The sequence below is a fragment of the uncultured Parabacteroides sp. genome, from assembly GCF_902493135.1.
In the GTDB taxonomy this organism is placed as follows: domain Bacteria; phylum Bacteroidota; class Bacteroidia; order Bacteroidales; family Tannerellaceae; genus Parabacteroides.
The window spans coordinates 22,908-41,926 of the sequence record NZ_CABUOD010000043.1 but is presented as its reverse complement, the minus strand read 5'-3'; the positions used below and the strand labels follow the sequence as shown (position 1 = coordinate 41,926).

13 protein-coding genes and 1 tRNA gene are annotated in these 19,019 nt (G+C 44.4%); 2 read left to right on the top strand and 12 right to left on the bottom strand.

Features of this window, described 5'->3' with window-relative positions:
* Positions 1-231: 231 nt before the first annotated feature.
* From RDN79_RS15965 to RDN79_RS15950, 4 genes are all read right to left on the bottom strand, one after another.
* The gene (locus RDN79_RS15965; protein ID WP_298550667.1) at positions 232-2,145 is read right to left on the bottom strand and encodes a RagB/SusD family nutrient uptake outer membrane protein; all 1,914 of its coding nucleotides are present in this window, start codon (positions 2,143-2,145) and stop codon (positions 232-234) included.
* A 12-nt stretch (positions 2,146-2,157) separates the two neighbouring features.
* On the bottom strand, positions 2,158-5,226 hold the full coding sequence (locus RDN79_RS15960; protein ID WP_298550665.1) for a TonB-dependent receptor: 3,069 nt from the start codon (positions 5,224-5,226) through the stop codon (positions 2,158-2,160).
* Positions 5,227-5,742: 516 nt separating this feature from the next.
* A complete protein-coding gene (locus RDN79_RS15955; RefSeq protein ID WP_298550663.1) occupies positions 5,743-7,611 on the bottom strand; it encodes a RagB/SusD family nutrient uptake outer membrane protein in 1,869 nt (622 codons plus the stop codon).
* A gap of 11 nt (positions 7,612-7,622) precedes the next feature.
* Positions 7,623-10,829 (bottom strand): TonB-dependent receptor, encoded by a 3,207-nt coding sequence (locus RDN79_RS15950; protein WP_308573260.1) that lies wholly within the window; start codon positions 10,827-10,829, stop codon positions 7,623-7,625.
* A gap of 473 nt (positions 10,830-11,302) precedes the next feature.
* Here RDN79_RS15950 and RDN79_RS15945 point away from each other — a divergent pair, with 473 nt between their 5' ends.
* The gene (locus RDN79_RS15945) at positions 11,303-11,638 is read left to right on the top strand and encodes a helix-turn-helix domain-containing protein (RefSeq protein WP_298550658.1); all 336 of its coding nucleotides are present in this window, start codon (positions 11,303-11,305) and stop codon (positions 11,636-11,638) included.
* A gap of 11 nt (positions 11,639-11,649) precedes the next feature.
* On the opposite strand, the gene RDN79_RS15940 is transcribed toward RDN79_RS15945, so the two are convergent.
* A tRNA-Trp gene (locus tag RDN79_RS15940) sits at positions 11,650-11,722 on the bottom strand.
* Between the two features lie 176 nt (positions 11,723-11,898).
* On the opposite strand from RDN79_RS15940, the gene RDN79_RS15935 reads away from it, so the two are divergent.
* On the top strand, positions 11,899-13,401 hold the full coding sequence (locus RDN79_RS15935; protein WP_298550656.1) for a glutamine synthetase family protein: 1,503 nt from the start codon (positions 11,899-11,901) through the stop codon (positions 13,399-13,401).
* An 8-nt stretch (positions 13,402-13,409) separates the two neighbouring features.
* Here RDN79_RS15935 and RDN79_RS15930 read toward each other — a convergent pair whose 3' ends face one another.
* From RDN79_RS15930 to cobT, 7 genes are all read right to left on the bottom strand, one after another.
* Entirely contained in the window at positions 13,410-14,003 is a 594-nt protein-coding gene (locus RDN79_RS15930; RefSeq protein ID WP_298550654.1) for a uracil-DNA glycosylase family protein, read from the bottom strand.
* Entirely contained in the window at positions 14,003-14,359 is a 357-nt protein-coding gene (locus RDN79_RS15925; RefSeq protein WP_298550652.1) for an arsenate reductase family protein, read from the bottom strand. The genes RDN79_RS15930 and RDN79_RS15925 overlap by 1 nt, the downstream gene beginning before the upstream one ends.
* A gap of 12 nt (positions 14,360-14,371) precedes the next feature.
* Positions 14,372-15,007 carry a hypothetical protein gene (locus RDN79_RS15920; protein ID WP_298550650.1) on the bottom strand — a complete coding sequence of 212 codons (636 nt, stop codon included), beginning with the start codon at positions 15,005-15,007 and terminating at the stop codon, positions 14,372-14,374.
* Between the two features lie 45 nt (positions 15,008-15,052).
* Complete coding sequence (nhaD, locus tag RDN79_RS15915; protein ID WP_298550648.1) at positions 15,053-16,483, bottom strand: sodium:proton antiporter NhaD; 1,431 nt, start codon at positions 16,481-16,483, stop codon at positions 15,053-15,055.
* 145 nt (positions 16,484-16,628) lie between these two features.
* Positions 16,629-17,162, bottom strand: coding sequence for an alpha-ribazole phosphatase (gene cobC / locus RDN79_RS15910; RefSeq protein WP_298550647.1), 534 nt, complete (start codon positions 17,160-17,162; stop codon positions 16,629-16,631).
* A gap of 13 nt (positions 17,163-17,175) precedes the next feature.
* Positions 17,176-17,928 carry an adenosylcobinamide-GDP ribazoletransferase gene (locus tag RDN79_RS15905; RefSeq protein ID WP_298550645.1) on the bottom strand — a complete coding sequence of 251 codons (753 nt, stop codon included), beginning with the start codon at positions 17,926-17,928 and terminating at the stop codon, positions 17,176-17,178.
* 45 nt (positions 17,929-17,973) lie between these two features.
* Positions 17,974-19,011, bottom strand: coding sequence for a nicotinate-nucleotide--dimethylbenzimidazole phosphoribosyltransferase (gene cobT / locus RDN79_RS15900; protein ID WP_298550644.1), 1,038 nt, complete (start codon positions 19,009-19,011; stop codon positions 17,974-17,976).
* Positions 19,012-19,019: the final 8 nt, after the last annotated feature.

The following is a 19,019-nucleotide window of genomic DNA, read 5'->3' as shown; positions in this document are numbered from 1 at the left end:
ATAAGCTGGCATAGTCCATAGATAAAGGCGGTTAGCATATTTTGCTGCCCCGAAAGTGACGAAGAACCAAATAAAGTATATGTGTGAAGTGTTTCATTGACAGGGGCGGCTTATAAAAAAGAAGAAAGGAAGAGAATTGCTTCCCTTCCTTTTTTCGTATGAGGTTGATGGTCGTTATTCCATTCCTGGGTTCTGAACCATTGCTGTGTTACGTTTGATTTCGACAAATAATTAATACCCCGGATTCTGAACCAATGCTGTATTACGGTTCATTTCGTCACGATGGATTGGAGCGAAATACAGTTTGTTGTCCCATTTACGTACTTCACGGAAGCTTAAATCAAGCACTTGGTAAGTGTAATTCCATTTATCATCGTTGTGTACGTATGGTAATTTAGAGGTCTGTCCTGATTTCAAACGAGCAATTACAACAATACCGGTCGGTTCGCGAGTTACATCAGAAGTAATCATCCAACGACGAATGTCATAGAAACGTGAATCTTCATAAGCTAATTCGGAACGACGTTCCTGACGCAAAAATTCACGCAGGTCAGCTTGATTGAACGCTTTACCTCGGATTGATAAAGTTGTTTTTGTATCTGGACGACCGATACGGTTACGCAAAGCATCCAAATAAGTTGTAGCTTCGTCAAGTTTGTTTAATTCGATTGCAGCTTCGGCTGCGATCAAGTACATTTCAGCTAAACGAATGTATGGGTAGGTTGCAGTTTGCCAATTATGCTCGGTTGCATCAAATGATGTATCGATTAGTTTTTTTTCTATATAACCGGTGTAAGAACCATTCCAGTTTTCGATTGACGACTGTCGGGTGTCCACACCTACGATACCGGTGAAACTTTCACGGGAAGTTACTTCGCCTGTTGAAGAATAACCTGTCACTACATCGACAGTTGTTCCGTCAGGTGATTCGTAAAAACCCATTTGTAATGTTCCAAGTGGAGTCGGGTCGAGTGCAGTTGCGTCGGATCCACGAGGACGCCCCCATTCCAGACCATCGTAACCGATAGTGGCATAGAAACGCGGTTCGCGGTTGTAATACGGATTTGATGTCACTTTTTCTCCTGGTTTACGCAAATCTTCATATAGGCTTCCGTCTTCCATTTCGAACGACATAACCAAGTCATTAGTTGGACAAACGCCACCCCAATTATGGTAACCGTTCGGACCATGACAGATAGCGGCGCGATTGCGAAGCATATTTTCGTCTACATCTTTATTTATAAATTGCTTATACCAGATGGATTCCGAGTTGTTGGTCAATGCTATGTTATGGAAATTGTTGGTTATTTCTTCTATAGTCCCTGCATTGCAATTGACTAAATTGTAGATACCACTGTTAATGACGTCTTTTGCTGCTTGTAGAGTCTGTTCGTAAAGGGCTTGGCGGTCGCCATTGTATTGATTGCATTCTAAAGTGTTTATTGAACGGTCAGCAAACAATGGACTGGCGACGTGAAGCATTACTCGAGCTTTCAAAGCCATGGCTGCGCCTTTTGTCGCACGACCGGCATCTGCAGATTCGGGTAACAAGGTGATCGCTTTTTCTAAATCGGACAATATAAAATTCAAACAATCAGCCATGTTGCTACGCGGAACTTGCAAAGTAGAGGCTTCTTCAAGACTATAAGTTTTGTCTATCAGAGGAATACCACCGAAGCCACGCATCATCTCCGTATAGAGATATGCACGAAGGAAGTACGTTTCTCCTTTCATAATACTTAAATCATAACCTACTTTTTCAGGGACATTATCGATATTGGATAATATGAGATTGGCTTCATAAATACCTTTGTAACGTTCTTTCCAATAGAATGGACAGTTTCCATCGTCATACCAACCAACATCACTGGGGGAAATGGTTCCTTCGTTCACGGCTTTGCAACCATAATCGTGCGTGAAGTAAGCATCATCTGTCATTGCTGTAGTGCTACATTCATCAGATCCATGGCGTACAAAACTGTAAACATCATTTACAATTGCTTGTACCAAGCCTGCATCTGACCACACTGCATCTCCATCATACTGGTCGGCGGGTGTCAGATTCATAAAATCCGAACATGCACTCATTGAGGCTATGAAGCCTGTAGCAAGTAGTAAACCTATTTTTTTCGATATCTTATTCATAATTCAATCATTTTAAAAAGTTGCTTGTACACCAAAATTAATCACTCTTCTCACCGGATAAGAGTTCAAATCTTCAGATCTTGCTTCTGGATCAGCATCTTTAACCCCATCAATGGTGAACAGGTTGCTGCCATTTGTATAGAGACGTAACTTAGAGAACCCTGCTTTTTTCATCCAGTCGCCCGAGAAAGAATATCCGATTTCAAGGTTTTTCAGACGCAGATAATTAGCATTACGCAGGAAAATAGTGCTATAGTTATTGGGGTTCGCCCAATACTGGTTCTCACGTTCATAAGTGCGTGGACCATTTTTGTATGGTTCATCGGCTGTCCAACGTTCGTCGTAGTAGCTTTTCAGGAAGTTTCCAATCGTACCTGACCATGTCATGATATATACTTGGCCACCTGTAGCACCTTGGAAAAGAGCCATTAAATCCCAACCACGCCAATTCAAACCGAGGGTTAAACCTCCTACGAAGCGTGGTTCGTCGGTTTTGTCGGAACGGACTTTATCGTTGGCATCGATTACTCCGTCATTGTTGTAATCAACAAACTTTACGTCTCCCGGAACGGTTCCTTCCCAATGTGGGTAGGAGTCAATTTCAGCTTGATCGTTGAAGATACCGTCTGCAATATAATATAAGTCTGAACCTACTGGCATTCCAGTCGATTTTTGGTATTCCGGCACCCCAGGAGTCTCATCCCAGAAAAGAATTTTATTGCGGGCGTAGGTCATATTGAATGATGCATAATATTCCACTTCGCCAATGCGATCATTCCAGCTGGCCAACATTTCGAAACCACGGTTTTTCATTTCTCCTAAATTTTCGCGTGGAAGGGTAATACCTGTGATTTCAGGTAATGATGCATTGCGGGAAATCAACATATTAGTACGTTTGTGATAAAAAGCGTCAGCTTCTATGCTCAAACGGTTATTCAAGAATTTGAAATCAAGACCTACGTCGTATGTTGTACCAACTTCCCATGTGATTTTTTCGTTCGGTGTACGGGTCGGATATAAACGTTGTGACTCTGTTGTCCCGAATGGAATACCATAATTACGGAATCCGTAAGTGTTCAGATACTGGATGGAACGATCGTAGTTCCCATCGGCATTTAGCAAAGCATCGTTTCCTGTTTGTGATACGGAACCTCTCAGTTTGAAGTAATCGATAAAGCGAATATTTTCTTTCCACCAGCTTTCTTCAGAGACACGCCAAGCGGCAGATACGCCAGGGAAGAAACCGTAGCGTTCACTTTTGGGGAAACGATAAGAACCGTCAGCACGCCATACGAACTCAACCAGATAACGCTCCAAATAGTTGTAAGAAAGACGTCCAAAATAATTTAAACGGGATTCTTCCCAAGAATAACCTTCTGCTAACTGATTTGTAGCACCTCCTAAGTTTAACTCCGGTTTAGAATCTGTAAGGAAGCCAACGCGCTTAGCTAATGTGTATTCATAATGCTTTTTCTGAGCTTCCACACCAAAAGTAATACCAATGGTATGTTTACCGAATGTGCGGTTGTAATCAATCATCGCATTGGTCATCCAATCGGTCTGTTCGGAATGTTCACGTGTCAATTCCGGACTGCTGAGCCATTGTGCTGAAGCCGAAAGGCCGGAAGCATCACGGTTAATACCGTCCCACGAGTAAAGAATAATAGGTTTCTTTAATAGATTACGGTTGTAGAAATGGATGTCGTATGAAGCATTGCCACGTAAAGTCAAACCTTCTATCCAAGGTATCTTTACTTCTGCTGAAATATTGTTTTGTACATAGTAGTTTTTTTGTTTGTCGAAGCCTGCAGCATCGGTACAGGTTACAGCTGGATTATCACCACGTTCAATAGCTGGGCCTGGTTCGCCTGTAGGCCAGAAAGCAGGTGATGTTGGAAAGCTTCGACGTGCACCGTTGAAAATGTCTCCTGCACTTTTAGCTGGGTATTGAGTATATTCGAATCGACCTGTCGTGCCAAGAGTGAACTTCACATATTTACTTGGAGTTATATCTAAGTTTGTACGGAGACTGTACTGGTCGTAACGGTTGGCGGAGTTTTTATACAATCCATCTTCACCATTGGCTGCTAAGTTTACAAAATACTTAACTTTTTCTGTACCTCCATTTACACCTAAATCTACTCGATAAAGGGGAGAAGCTGGCTTTAATATGGTATTGAACCAGTCTGTATTAGGATAACCCCAAGGATCTTCACCGGATTGGAATTTACCTAAAGCATCTTCGGTATAGGTTCCGGGATTAATTTCGTTGATCATTGTTGCATATTCATAGGCATTGGCCATTTTAGGTATGCGGGTAGGTTGTGAGAAACCTGCATTTGCGTTAAAGCTAACGGAAGGTTTCCCTTCTTTACCCCGTTTGGTTGTAATCAAGATTACGCCGTTGGCTGCGCGTGCTCCATAGATGGCAGCAGAGGCGTCTTTCAAAACAGACATAGATTCGATTTCGTTTGGATTGATACGGTTCATTCCACCATCACGGTCGGGTATACCATCAATTACAATTAACGGATCTTTACTGCCTAATGAATTTGTACCACGGATACGAATGGTTGTACTACCACCACCGGGTTCGTCGGCTGTCTGAAAACCGATAACACCTGGCATTCGTCCTACCATGGCGTTGGTTAGATTGGAAGTCGGAGAAGCTTTCAGTTCTTCACCGGTTACACTGGCAACGGAACCTGTCACAGTCACTTTCTTTTGTGTGCCGTAACCGACTACTACGACTTCTTCCAGTTTTTGAGTGTCTTCTTTTAAAGTTATATTGATCGTGGATTGGCTGCCAACCGGAACTTCTTGCGATTGATAGCCGATGTAAGAAAAGACGATAGTCGAATTGGAGGGTACCTCCAACGTATAATTACCGTCGATGTCGGTAATTATACCGATTGTAGTCCCTTTTACTGATACGTTGACACCGATTAGGGGTTCACCGGTCACATCCACTACGGTACCTTTTATGGTCTTTTGCTGTGCAAGTGCCGTAGCTGTAAACATGACGCAAAGCAAAAAACAGCCGAGCGTCCTGAATAAATGGTTTAGAGAATATCTTTCCATGTTTTAGAGATATTAAATGAATATAAGGTTAAAAACATTAATGGATAACTACTTATCCGTTTTGTGAATAGATGAATTGAGCTATGTTTTCATAGGCGATAGTAATTTAATTAGACGTATGTTTGTAAAGAATAATTGCATTGAAGATTTTTTACTTGGTTGCATATAATTTAACTTTTTAGGTTAACATTGAGTTTCTTACGGAAATGTTTCTGTAATGAAACACAAGCCCTGTTAACAATTATGAACTTGTTCCGGGGACAAAAGTGGGCAAAAAGGAGATTGAATCAAAATAAATGTATAAAAATGTTTTGGCTTGTAATTGTTTATTGCGTTGTGTAATTCTGCTGTGGTTTTATTAAAATGATAAGATCAACATATAGAGATATTTGTTTATTTTCATGCGTTTTTTTGTTCTTAAATTGCAATAATAGTTTTTCCCGTTTATTTGAATCAAGACAAAAAAGGACAGTGGATAAGCCACTGTCCTTATAAAGAGTGAAGATCTAAATCTAATCAGTCACCATATCCCGGATTTTGAATCAGATTCGGATTACTAAGTGTTTCATTACGCATTATCGGTAAATAGTAGCATTTGTCAACAAACTGGCGAGCTTCTTCAGACAAGTCGATCGGTTTATATTTGAGATCCCATTTAGTCGGGTCTGCATTATATTTGTCTTGTTTGCCAACTCCCGGTTTCAGCCATGCGGTTACGCGAATACCTTTCAGGCTATTCAATCCCGGTGCTTCCGGTGCAATCATCCAACGGCGTAAGTCCCAATAACGGATTTCTTCAAAACTAAATTCCAGACGGCGTTCGTTTTGATAGATTTTACGCAGTTCTGCCTGGTCATTGGTTGTAACAGCCGGCAGATTGACATTTGCACGGTATTCGTTCAAGTACTTTTTGGCCTCGTCCAATTCTCCTAATTCAATACAAGCTTCGATATAGCAGAAATAAACTTCCGACAAACGGATAAACGGGAAAATGGCGTTGATTTTATTACGATGGTCGCCATCGGCCGGATTGATGTATTTTTTCAGATAATAACCGGTGTAAGTTGCATTCCACTTTTCACCACCTCCTGAGCGGGTATCCATACCTGAGTAAAATTTGGAATCATCTGTTTCTTGAGGATCCAATTGGTAATAACCTGTCTGGATTTTACCCTCAGGTTCAATCGCTGCATAGTCGGCCGGACGTTGTATCCATTGCATACCGTCGTACATGATGGTTGCATAGAAACGCGGTTCGCGATTTTCGTAAGGAGCAGTAGCATGTTTAGTATTGTTCCAGTCAAATTTACTTCCATCTTCCATTGCAAATGCGTCGACCAAATCCTGTACCGGAGTGTTTCCACCCCAGGCATGGTAGCCTGATGGACCGTTGAAAAGCGGCATTTTGGTTCCACTTTCATCTTTTGTGTCGATGAAATAGCGGGAGAAGATGTTGTCGGCACTTTCTGTCAGGAAGAAACGCCAGATCTCGTTTGCTTTTTCTTCCGTAGAAAGACCGGGACCTCCGTAAGTCGGGATGGCATGTCCCATCGGGTTGTCCAATAACTCTTTTGCGGCTGCTTTGGCTGCTTTCCAACGTTCGGTTTGTGTCCCTTCCGTATAGAAAATGAGTTCAGGATGGGCGTATGAACCCAGCAAAGAGGACTTGGCGGAGGCTTTCGCTTGGTCGTGAAGGTCACTTGCGACATCTGTCAGTACGCGTACTCTCAGGGCTTTTACCGCTGCCAATGTTGCACGGCCTTTCTGCGTGTTGGCGAAGGTATGGTCTTTCAGATATTCGGCAGCATTGTCGAGGTCGCTTAATACCTGCTTGATACAATCCGTATAAGAAGAACGGGGCAACAAGAATGATTCCTGTGGATCTGTCAGTTGCGTTACTTTCAGTTGCAAGGGGACACCGCCGAAAGCTCTTGTCAGGCGATGGATGAAGTAAGCACGTAAGAAATAGGCTTCACCTTTCAACTGTTGCTTGGCATCCTCTGCGAAGGTTGCCGTTTCAAGATTTTCGATGAAATCGTTGCAGGAACGGATATTCAAATACAAACGTTGCCATTGATGTCCGCTCTGTGTCTTTGCAAACCAGCCTAAGTTCACGTCTGTTACGGCTCCTGCATTGCTTTCACGGAATTCACGTCCGTGAGTGAACAGCGCCTCGTCGCAAGCAGAGGCTTGCAATTCTTCTGTAAAACCTGCATCTTGGAATGCGAAGTATATGTCATACATATACGCTTCTGCCAGATTTTTTTCTTTCCAGATGTCTTCAGCCATGATTTCAGTCTGGGATTTCGTATTCAGGAAATCCGTGCTACAAGATACTGTCATCAAAGCGGCTGACAATAAACATAATATATTCGCTTTTTTCATTTCGTACTAATTTAGAAAGTTACTGTAAAACCGACATTAATGATTTTAGACTGCGGATAGTTCGTTGCATTGCTGCTTGTACTTTCCGGGTCAATATCCTTGCAAGGCGAGAATGTCAGCAAGTTTACACCGTTTACATAAATGCGGGCGTATGAGATCAGCTTTGTCTGAGCCAACCATGCTTTCGGCAATGTCCAGCCCAGTTCAAGGTTTTTCAAACGGATATAATTTGTGTTGACCATCCAATATGTATTGTTACCGGCAGCCGTTCCGTCCCAGTAGTAAGCCGAACGTTCGTTTACGCGCGGGTAGAGGCTGGACGGATTTTCGATAGACCAGTGTTTGTCATAGACATATTTTGGATAGTTGCCGATATCACCTGCTTCCCAGTAAACCTTGGTCCATGAATCGGCTGCACCTTGGAACAATACGCTCAAGTCGAAGTTCTTCCATTGCAAGTTACCGGTAATACCATACGTCCATTTCGGTTCGTTGGTGCGGTCTGAACGATAGCGGTCGTCCGGTGTGATTTTGCCGTCGCCGTCCAAGTCTTTGAACTTCATGTCGCCGGGGCGCAAGTCTGCGTCTTTCGTGATACCGTCGTAGTTCGGGCGATTGGCCGTATTGTTGATTTCGTCCCAATCTTTGAACACGCCGTCATATTCATAATACAAATCTGTATTCATCGGATGGCCGGTTGATTTTTGCCATTCCGGTGATCCCGGTGCTTCGTCCCAGAACTTGATGGTGTTCTTGGCGTAACCTCCAGTCGCCGAAATGCTGTAACGCCAATCTTTTCCGATATTGTCACTCCATTCTACCTTGAAGTCGAAACCGGTGTTGTCTACTTTACCGATGTTTTCGGCCGGAAGTGTCAAACCGGATGTTGACGGGATGGAAGCATTTCTACGCCACAAGATGTTAGAACGCTTGTTGTAGAAATAATCGGCTTCCAAATATAAGCGGTTGTCGAATGTACGGGTTTCGATACCGACATTAAAGTTGTTTGCACGTTCCCAAGTAATGTTCGGGTTCGGGAATCGACTGATTCTTAATCCTTTTTCGTCTTTGTTGTCGATGATCATACCCCATTCGTAGTAGTAGGTCGGAGAGAACTGGTATTCTCTTAACGAACCGTCGAAGTAAACTTGGTCGTTACCCATCTGTCCCCAAGAGGCGCGGACCTTGAAATAGTCGATGAAAGATAGGTTCTCTTTCCAGAAATCTTCTTCAGAAATACGATATCCCAACAATACGCCGGGGAAGAAACCGAAACGGTTACCTTCTGCAAACATATAAGAACCGTCATAGCGCCAGACGAACTCGGCCAAATATTTTTCTTTGTAGTTATAGGCCATACGTCCGAAATAGTTCATACGGGCGCGTTCCCAATTGGCTCCGTCACTTTTGGCATTCTTTTCTTTATCACCACCGGCATTGAAGTGATGTAAAGCGTTTGATAAGAAATAACGGCGATAAGCATTGAATGATTCGGCATTTGACCAGTCACGTTCCATACCGACCAAAAAGTTTACGCCATGATCGCCGAAATTGCGGTCGTATGTCAAAATACCGCTCAATACCGTATTGGTCTGGTCGGTAGACTCCATTGATAAATCAGGATCTTCATGGCTTGGATAGCTTAACATCGGCGTTAATTTCGGTGTTTTTCCATCGGCGTCATAGCTGACACCATCCCAATCGTACAAAGTCCAAGGCTGGAACCAAGTCTTGCTTTGTTTCAAATATTTATCGTAAGAAACAGAGGCGGTCAGTTTTAATCCTTCAATCCACGGTTGGGTAATTTCAACTTTGGCATTGCTCTGGATGTAATAACGTTTGTCATGCGTATAACCGGTTTCATCCGTGCAAGCAACAACCGGGTTACGTCCGTATTCCTGTGCCGGTCCGGGCAGTCCGTTCGGCCAATAGGCATGGTCGGTTGGTCTTCCGCGGGAAGTGAACCACAATAAGTCACCTGCTCCCTGGCTGGGGAAATTACGGTTTTCCTGACGTCCCATCAACTGTGCACCTACTTTGATGTAGTCGTTGAACTGTGCGTCCACGTTCATACGCAGGTTGAACTGTTTGTAGTTGTTGGCTGATTTGTGGTACAAGCCATCGGTAAATTTATGACCGAAGTTTACAAAATACTGATATTTGTCAGAACCACCTTCCAAAGAAGCGTTATGTACACGCTGCGGAGACCAGTTTTTAAAAGTTGCGGCATACCAGTCGGTGTTGGGGTATCTCCAAGGGTCGCTTCCGTTACGATACAATTCAATTTCTTCCGGAGTCCTGAATAATGTATAATCACCCATGGTCTGTCCGTTGTTCTTTGCCGGATTGAGCATGGCTTTGTTCATATACAATTCGTTTACCAATTCGGAATATTGGACGGCGTCGCACATTTCCGGCAAGTTGGTCGGTTTAGACCAGCCTTGATTGAATGAATAAGTGAATTCCGGCTTTTTGCCTTGGCGTCCTTTCTTTGTTGTAATCAAGATTACACCATTGGCGGCACGTGCACCGTAGATAGCGGCGGAAGCATCTTTCAAGACAGACATCGTTTCGATTTCGTTCGGATCCAAACGTTCCAAACCACCGGCTCTTGCTGCCACTCCGTCGATAACGATCAGCGGGTCGTTGTTACCAAGTGTGTTTGAACCACGGATTCGAATCGTCGCTCCATCGTAACCGGGCTCTCCGGAACGTTGGTAGGTTACGACACCGGACATTTTACCGGCGATAGCATTTGATAAGTTGGCTACCGGCGATTTTATCAAATCATCACCTTTTAGCGTGGAAACGGAACCGGTAACGGTTTCTTTTTTCTGTACACCATACCCGACAACGACAACTTCATCAATGTTTTGAGTATCTTCTTGCATGGTGATATTGACGGTTGTTTGGTTTCCTACAGGAAGTTCTTGTGTTCTATATCCTATATAAGAAAACACAAGAGTGGCGTTTGTTGGAACTTCTAAAGTATATTTACCATCAATATCAGTAATAATACCGATAGTAGTACCTTTTACAGATACGTTCACACCGATAAGAGGTTCACCTGTAGCATCGACAACTGTACCTTTGATGGGCTTTTGTTGTGCAAAAACAACTGTTGTACATAGTACAAAAAGTGATAAGGTTAACATTCGGAAGAGGTTGCTGATGACACCGCTTCGTGTTGAATGTGTTTTCAAAGAAAAGTCTTTCATGTTCTTTCTTTATTAAATGAATATAAGGTTAAAAAAACAATAGGATATTGCTATCCAGCTTAAAAAAATAGAATTTCGAATATTATTTAGATCATAGGCAGTATGAATTAAATGAAACATATATTTTGGAAAAATTGATTATGCTGTATGAAAGAAAATTACGATAGGGGAGCGGCCGCTATAGGTCATCAACCCATTTGTTGATAATTGCTCTACGATGTATATCTTCGATAGATTGCGTTATACACTCCTTGAACTGTGTTTGAATGACTATTGGTCTCATAATGATTTTTTTAAGTTAACAGTCTATTAAGGGGCCGATCATTTACTTAAAGTAAACACTGACCTTGTTAATAGTTTTAAATTGTATCCGCGGCAAAGATATTACAAAATGTTATATATGCAAAAATAATTGCAATGAAATATTACAAGGTACGCTTATTTTGTTCTGGGACTATTGTTAATTTGGTTACATGAACAGTATATTAGAAAATATAGATACAATTCGAAGGAATAAAGGCTATTCGCAGGAATACATAGCGACTCAAATAGGAATGAAGCAAGCTGGGTTTAGTTTGATTATGTCTGGAGAACGAGAATTGAAATACAATACCTTATTGCAGATTGCAAAGGTGTTGCAGCTCTCTGTAATAGATCTTATCACATTTCCGGAGAAGTATGTTCTCTCCAATGGAGAAGGCATGTCGACTGAAGCTGTTCTGCAAATAAAATTGGACAGCGATAAAAAAGATCAGATATTGAATATTGTGTTTGGGGAACAGATTGCGGAATTGTTGAAATCGAGATGATTCCTTTTTAGCACGGAAGGAGAGGCTCGAACTCCCGACACCTGGTTTTGGAGACCAGTGCTCTACCGACTGAGCTACTTCCGTGTTTGCGGGTGCAAAGGTAAGAGAATATTCTATAATTCCAACTATATGTACAAAAAATAGTTGATAAAACCGCTTATTTTCTCGATTCTTTGGTGATTCCCGGAATTTCTTTTCTATCTTTGATGTAATAGAGTTGTTAATCGGATATGTAATTTATACAAACAATCAACAAAGACATGAAAGACGAATTAGACATGAATGCCAACCTCTTGGTTGAGTTTCTTCAGAAACCATCTTCCGAATTTACAAAGGCGGATATCGTATCGTACATTAAGGAGAAGAATATCCGGATGGTGAACTTTATGTATCCTGCCGGTGACGGGCGTTTGAAAACATTGAATTTTGTCATTAACAATGCCGCATATCTGGACGCAATCCTGACTTGTGGGGAGCGTGTGGACGGTTCCAGCCTGTTTTCGTTTATCGAGGCGGGTAGCAGCGATTTGTATGTGATTCCGCGTTTCCGTACGGCATTTATCGATCCTTTTTCCGAATTGCCGACATTGAGCATGTTGTGCTCGTTCTTTAATAAGGATGGCGAGCCGCTGGAAAGTTCGCCGGAATATACGTTGCACAAGGCGAGCCGGGTTTTTACGGATGTGACGGGCATGCAGTTCGAGGCGATGGGTGAGTTGGAGTATTACGTGATTGCGGATGAGGAAGATTTGTTCCCGGCAACCGATCAACGTGGGTATCATGAATCGGGGCCTTATGCGAAATTCAATCAGTTTCGTACGCAATGCATGCAATATATCGCCCAAGCGGGAGGGCAGATAAAGTATGGGCACTCGGAAGTCGGCAATTTTACCTTGAATGGTAAAATCTATGAACAGAATGAGATTGAATTCCTGCCGACGCGGGTGGAAGATGCAGCCGATCAGTTGATGATCGCCAAATGGGTGATCCGTAATCTGGCATACGAATACGGGTTGAATATTACGTTTGCCCCGAAGATCACGGCTGGAAAAGCGGGGTCCGGTCTGCATATACATATGCGCATTATGAAGGATGGCAAAAACCAGATGTTGCAGGAGGGCGTTTTGTCGGAAACGGCTCGTAAGGCGATTGCCGGCATGATGAAGTTAGCTCCGTCCATTACGGCTTTCGGCAATACGAATCCGACCTCTTATTTCCGTCTGGTCCCTCACCAGGAGGCTCCGACGAATATTTGCTGGGGCGATCGTAACCGCTCCGTATTGGTGCGCGTTCCGTTGGGATGGGCTGCCAAGAAGGATATGTGTTCGTTGGCAAATCCGTTGGAGACGGATAGCCACTATGATACGACCCAGAAACAGACGGTCGAAATGCGTTCGCCGGACGGATCGGCTGATTTATATCAGTTGTTGGCGGGACTGGCGGTTGCTTGCCGGTACGGGTTTGAAATTCCGGATGCGTTGGATGTGGCCGATAAGACATACGTGAACGTGAATATCCATCAGGAAGAAAACAAGGCGCGTCTGGAAACATTGGACCAATTGCCGGATAGCTGTGCCGCATCGGCCAAACGCCTGCAGGAGCAGAGGGCGGTATTCGAACAGCATAATGTCTTTAGTCCGAGCATGATCGACGGTATCCTGAAGAAACTGGAAAGTTATAATGATACAACGTTACGCGAAGACCTGGAAAATGATCCTGAAGGGATGCTTGAACTGGTAAACCGGTATTTCCATTGCGGGTAAATACTGATTTATATGTATTTTAAATCTTCGAACATCTTTTTGTATATTGCAGCCTTTTCCTCTAATGGCTTGGGGTAAGCCCTGGAGGAAGAGGGCATGCGATAAAGGCGGAAGATACGGCCTGAAAGGGTAAAGCGGGAGTAGGAGCCGACTTTGGGCTCTTCCAACGGGGGTAACATCGCAATAAGCGTGTCCATTGCCTTTTGGCCTGTAACGACGATTGCTTCGCATTCCGGTATTTTAGCCAGAACCTCGACCGGATCCAACGGTGTGACCACTTGCAGGAAGTTGTCGGAAGCATTATTCTTTAAACGAATGATTTCCATTGCCGTATCGCCGATCCCGATCCCTTTTTCCCGGCAGAAGGCTTTTGTTTTCTCTTCACTGAAAGCCTTTTTTGTCTCTAAGAAATATTCTTTATCATTATAGAAAATCAATCCGAGTATCCGCCACATGTCGTTTTGGATATTCGGATAGTAGAAGTTCATCGACCAGCGTGCACGTGGAGGAGGGAAACTCCCTAACATCAGCAACTTTGTGTTTGCCGGGAGGAAGAAGCCCAACGGATGCTGTTCTACCGCCTGTGGGACTGGAGTTTCCATTATTTTACCTGCTTGGTCCATTCGTCCGGTTTGAAGCCCACTACTACCTGGTCGTCGCCGACCAAAAGAGGGCGCTTGACCAGTTTGCCGTCAGAAGCCAACAAGGCGATCTGTTCCTCTTCGCTCATTGCAGGCAGTTTGTCCTTCAGCCTCATCTCTTTATAAACCTGTCCGCTGGTATTGAAGAAGTTCTTGAGCGGCAACTTGCTGCGTCCGATCCATTCCGTCAGTTCTTCGACGGAAGGATTCCGGTCGATGATGTGACGGTCTTCGTATGTTACCTTATGTTCATCCAGCCACTTTTTGGCATTCCGGCAGGTACTGCATTTCGGATATTCTAAAAACAGGTAGCTCATGCGGTCACGATATTATTTGTCTTCTTTCTTCTTTCTTTTGGCATCTTCTTTGGCCATCAGCACGACATTGTACACGAAGTCGGTCATCCATTCTTCCGAATAGCCGAGTGTCTCTTTGTATTTCCGTATTCTCCAGGCGACTTTCTGAACGCCGACGTCTTTCCATTCCGAACGGGTTACGATCTCGTGGATCGTTTTCTGGGTCTGCGAATATAACAGCTTTTTCACCAGCATGGAGAAGCGGAACTTCCATTGCATCAAGTTGTCGAGCAGGGAGAAGAGGTCGTTGTTGAATCCCTGGTACATGATGAAATAAGACTTGATGTCGTTCTGCGTCTTACAGTTCTTTTTGATGGACGCATCGATTTCTTTGAAGAAGTTCTCATTCAGTCCGTATTCCTGCATCAGGATTTTGCGGGAACGGGATTTCTCGGCTATACCCAACTTGTTGTTCTGTGTCGGAATCTTTAGCATCCGTTTAAACAACGCCATATCGTTCAATATGTTGAGGTTGGTGATACCTAACTGTACAGCCATTACCGCCTGGTAATACACGCGGATCAGCGTAACGAACTCCTCTACGGAACCTTTCGATACGACTTCTGTTTCTTCTTCTTTCTTCTTAAATAGCTTAGAAATGAAATTCATTGTGTGTATTTATAATTATTGCCGACAAATATAATAAGAATCTTTCTATATGCCTAATAGTATATTTTGCAGGATGTAAACAGCAGCTCCCGACAGATAGCCCGCCAACGCAAGCAAGGAGATCCGTTTCAGATACCAGATGAAGTTGATCCCTTCCAGCCCCATCACGACGACTCCGGCGGCAGAACCGATGATCAGCATACTGCCACCTACACCGGCACAGTAGGCAAGAAATTGCCAGAACACGCCGTCTTGTACGAAATAGGCCATATAGACCGGATCGGCAGCCGTAGCGATCATAGCGTCTGAAGCGACCGGATACATGCCGATAGCGCCGGCAACGAGAGGAACGTTATCGACAACGGCAGAGAGTGTCCCGATAATCAGGTTAACCGCATATACGTTGCCGATCGTATCGTCCAGCCAGATGGAAAAACTGCCTAAAACACCGCTACAGCGCAGGGCGTCCACAGCCAGCAGGATACCGAGGAAAAACATCAGGGTGGCGCCGTCGATACGGCTCACGACCTTTGACAAACGGAGTTTTAGGTCTTCATTGATAGGCGTCCGCCTGTACATCAGTTCGGTGAATACCCATAAAATGCCGACTCCCATCAGAATCCCCATAAACGGAGGCAGGTGGGTGATCGTCTTGAACACGGGCACGAACAGCAGGCAGAACACGCCGATGCAGAGGATAGCCAGTTTTTCGTTCGCTTTCAATACCTTTAATAAAAGGTTATCCCGGTTTTCCTCAAAAGCGTTCGGAGGCGTAACTTTGCCGTGCAGATAGCGGGATATGATCAATACGGGAACCATTGCCGATACGAGACTCGGTAGAAACAGATGCGGGATCGTTGCGGAAGTCGAGATATTCCCTCTTACCCACAACATGATCGTCGTCACGTCGCCGATGGGCGACCAGGCCCCGCCGCTATTGGCGGCGATCACGATGATGCTGCCGAAGATCCAGCGTTCCTTATAGTTACCGATCAGTTTCCGGATCAACATAACCATCACAATAGACGTCGTCAGGTTATCCAGGACGGCCGACATGAAGAAAGTGATCGTGGCAATGACGAACAGTAGTTTCCGTTTGCTGTTGGTGGTGATGCGGTTGGTGATAAACATGAATCCTCCGTGTGAATCGACCAGTTCCACGGTGATCATCGCCCCAATAAGGAAAATCAGGGTTTCCGCGATCTCACCGATACTGTTCAGTATCTGGTGGTCGACGACAAAGCGGATGCACTGGTCTACGTAGGGCAGATCCCGCATGAATGGGAATGCATCTAAAAAAAGTTTAAACTCTTCAGCCGAAGCTGTCGGAATGAATTGGGGAGAACCCAATGTATATAAAACCCAAAGGATTGTTCCGGTCAGGAGTGCTGTTCCCGCTTTATTGATTTTTAGCGGATGTTCCAGGGCGATAAGCAAATATCCTATCAGGAACACGATGATCATTGCTGTCAACATAGTGTATCTATTAAATTTAATTCAATGTGACAAAATTAAGAATTTATTATAAGAGAAACACATTTGTTAAGGGCTTTGTTTAGAATTGCCTGGCATATTGTTAAAAAAGCAGGTGACACTGAAAGAATTAACGAATATGCGGAATTTAATCCAGCTCCAACTTGATAACCGTCCCGTATGAAGGAACATTTTTGAATGCTTCTTTCAGGTCATACTCTCCGGCATAGACGCGGGCACAGGTTAAGACCCCGCCATGTGCGAAAAGACATACTTTCTGAAAGCCGCTTTTCCTTATTTCATTTAGGAAATGACTGACACGGTTGTATTGATCTTGCAGGGATTCGCCTGATGGAGCCGGAACATTGATCCAGTCGTCGAACCAGGCTCCCGACCGGGGATCGGAGGATAGTTCGTCCCAAGATTTCATCTCCCATTCCCCAAAGCTGATTTCTTTAATACGGTCTTCCTTTTCTGCATCCGGGTAGCCGCAATAGTCTGCGAGGCGGACACAGCGTGTAAGCGGGCTGCTCCACACCTTGTCGAATGTATGGCCGGATAAGGTCTCTTTTACGATTTTGGCTTCATCCTCGAATGAAGGGCGAAGCGGAACGTCGGTTTGTCCGTATGCATAGCCGGCGGGAACGTCGACGGAAGTATGCCTGACCAGATAAATTTCCATGTTATAATGCGATTTATATGATTGTTGTATAAATAACGGCTATTCCCAGATAGAAACTCAGTTCACAAAGCAAAAATGTTGCTCCGCAGCAGTCACCTGTATAACCTTGTATTTTCTTTTTCATCAGAGAGGTGAGAGAATAGAAGACAAGAACAGGCAGTAGACCTGCCAGAAAATAAATGGGTTCCGGCAGCCAGAACATCGGAATAAGGGCGGAGAAAAGGCAAAATGTATATTCACTTGTTGTCATCCGGCTGTAGACCGTTTTGTTTTTAGCCTCTTCTTCCTTACGTGCATAGGGAAGCCTGTTGATGATCATTCCGGCGACTCCTTTGGAAAAAGGATCGCCTGCCAGTATCGCACTTCCGGCGAGAGCCAGCGGCAGGCTATTTAACAGCGTATATAACAGCACAAAATAAAGAATCAATCCGATCACCCCGTAACTTCCTATATGTGAATCCTTCATAATTGAAAGAATGCGTTCGCGAGAGGTTCCTCCTCCGAAGCCGTCGAAAAAATCGGCAAGTCCGTCTTCGTGCAGGCAACCGGTTATCAGCAGGCGGGTGACGATTGCCAATAGTACGGCAACACTTGCCGGAAGTGCCAGTGAGGCTGCGTAAAGCACGATCACGGAAAGCCCGGCAGTGAGCCAGCCGACTAACGCCCAGCGGCTGACTACATTCTTGAAATATTCCGAAGGAACTTCAGCCAGTCGCCAGAATGGTAGCCGGGTGAAAAATATAAAGGCGGCAAGGATACGGAGCATGGGGGAAATTAAAAATTATGAATTAAAAATTAAGAAATAAAGGAATTAGAAATATTTGGTGATGGAGGCTTGCCGGAAGCTGTGCATCTCGTTGATCATGCGGACTGCCGAGTCAACAATCGGATAGGCACATACGGAACCGGAACCTTCACCCAGGCGTAAGCCGAGATGTAACAGCGGCTTGGCTTGTAAGATATCCAGTACGCGTTTGTGTCCAGCCTCGTCCCCGCAGTGCCCGAATATGCAGTATGGAATCATGTCCGGATACAGGCGTGAAGCAGCCAGTACGCAGTTCGTCATAATAAAGCCATCCACCAGAACAACCATCTTCAACTCGGCGGCACGGAGCATGCCTCCTACAGCCATCACCATCTCGTAGCCGCCGAAATAGCGGATCACGTCCAACGGGCTGTTATCTCCCTTGTAGTTGTCGAGTGCCTTTTTTAAGACATTATATTTATGTTTGATTCCTTCGTTATCCAAGCCGCTTCCGGCGCCTACGCAATCGATCAGTGGGATTCCTGTCAGGCAAGTCATCCACATGCTCGACGCAGCGGTGTTTCCGATTCCCATCTCACCAAAACTGATCACGTTGCACCCTTTGTCGTAGCAATCCGTGACAATCTCGGCGCCGTATTGGATGGCCAATTCCATTTCATCCTGTGTCATGGCCGCTTCATGCAGGAAGTTGCGGGTTCCTTTCCTGATTTTCCGGTCGATCAACTCCGGGATGGCAGGGAAGTCGAAATCCACACCACCATCGACAATCTTGATTTCGAAGCCGTGCTGGCGTGAAAGGAAACAGACGCCTGCTCCCCCGTTCAGGAAGTTATGTATGACTTGGCGTGTTACTTCTTTGGGAGATTTGCTGACTCCTTCGTCGGCGATCCCGTGGTCGGAAGCGTATATTACGTTAACCGGATGATGAAGTGCCGGGGATAATGTTTGCTGGATCAGACCGATTTGAAGGGCTATTTCTTCAAGCGTACCCAGTGATCCTTTGGGTTTTGTCAGATTATCGATTTTGTCCTGCAGGGCTGTGGCAATAGCGATGTCAGGTTTTTGAATATTGAAAGAGATCATTGTATAGT

Bases quoted from the DNA above. Each gene is read 5' to 3' on its own strand.
- RDN79_RS15965 (WP_298550667.1), bottom strand. From the start codon at position 2,145: ATGAATAAGATATCGAAAAAAATAGGTTTACTACTTGCTACAGGCTTC.
- RDN79_RS15960 (WP_298550665.1), bottom strand. From the start codon at position 5,226: ATGGAAAGATATTCTCTAAACCATTTATTCAGGACGCTCGGCTGTTTT.
- RDN79_RS15955 (WP_298550663.1), bottom strand. From the start codon at position 7,611: ATGAAAAAAGCGAATATATTATGTTTATTGTCAGCCGCTTTGATGACA.
- RDN79_RS15950 (WP_308573260.1), bottom strand. From the start codon at position 10,829: ATGAAAGACTTTTCTTTGAAAACACATTCAACACGAAGCGGTGTCATC.
- RDN79_RS15945 (WP_298550658.1), top strand. From the start codon at position 11,303: ATGAACAGTATATTAGAAAATATAGATACAATTCGAAGGAATAAAGGC.
- RDN79_RS15935 (WP_298550656.1), top strand. From the start codon at position 11,899: ATGAAAGACGAATTAGACATGAATGCCAACCTCTTGGTTGAGTTTCTT.
- RDN79_RS15930 (WP_298550654.1), bottom strand. From the start codon at position 14,003: ATGGAAACTCCAGTCCCACAGGCGGTAGAACAGCATCCGTTGGGCTTC.
- RDN79_RS15925 (WP_298550652.1), bottom strand. From the start codon at position 14,359: ATGAGCTACCTGTTTTTAGAATATCCGAAATGCAGTACCTGCCGGAAT.
- RDN79_RS15920 (WP_298550650.1), bottom strand. From the start codon at position 15,007: ATGAATTTCATTTCTAAGCTATTTAAGAAGAAAGAAGAAGAAACAGAA.
- nhaD (WP_298550648.1), bottom strand. From the start codon at position 16,483: ATGTTGACAGCAATGATCATCGTGTTCCTGATAGGATATTTGCTTATC.
- cobC (WP_298550647.1), bottom strand. From the start codon at position 17,162: ATGGAAATTTATCTGGTCAGGCATACTTCCGTCGACGTTCCCGCCGGC.
- RDN79_RS15905 (WP_298550645.1), bottom strand. From the start codon at position 17,928: ATGCTCCGTATCCTTGCCGCCTTTATATTTTTCACCCGGCTACCATTC.
- cobT (WP_298550644.1), bottom strand. From the start codon at position 19,011: ATGATCTCTTTCAATATTCAAAAACCTGACATCGCTATTGCCACAGCC.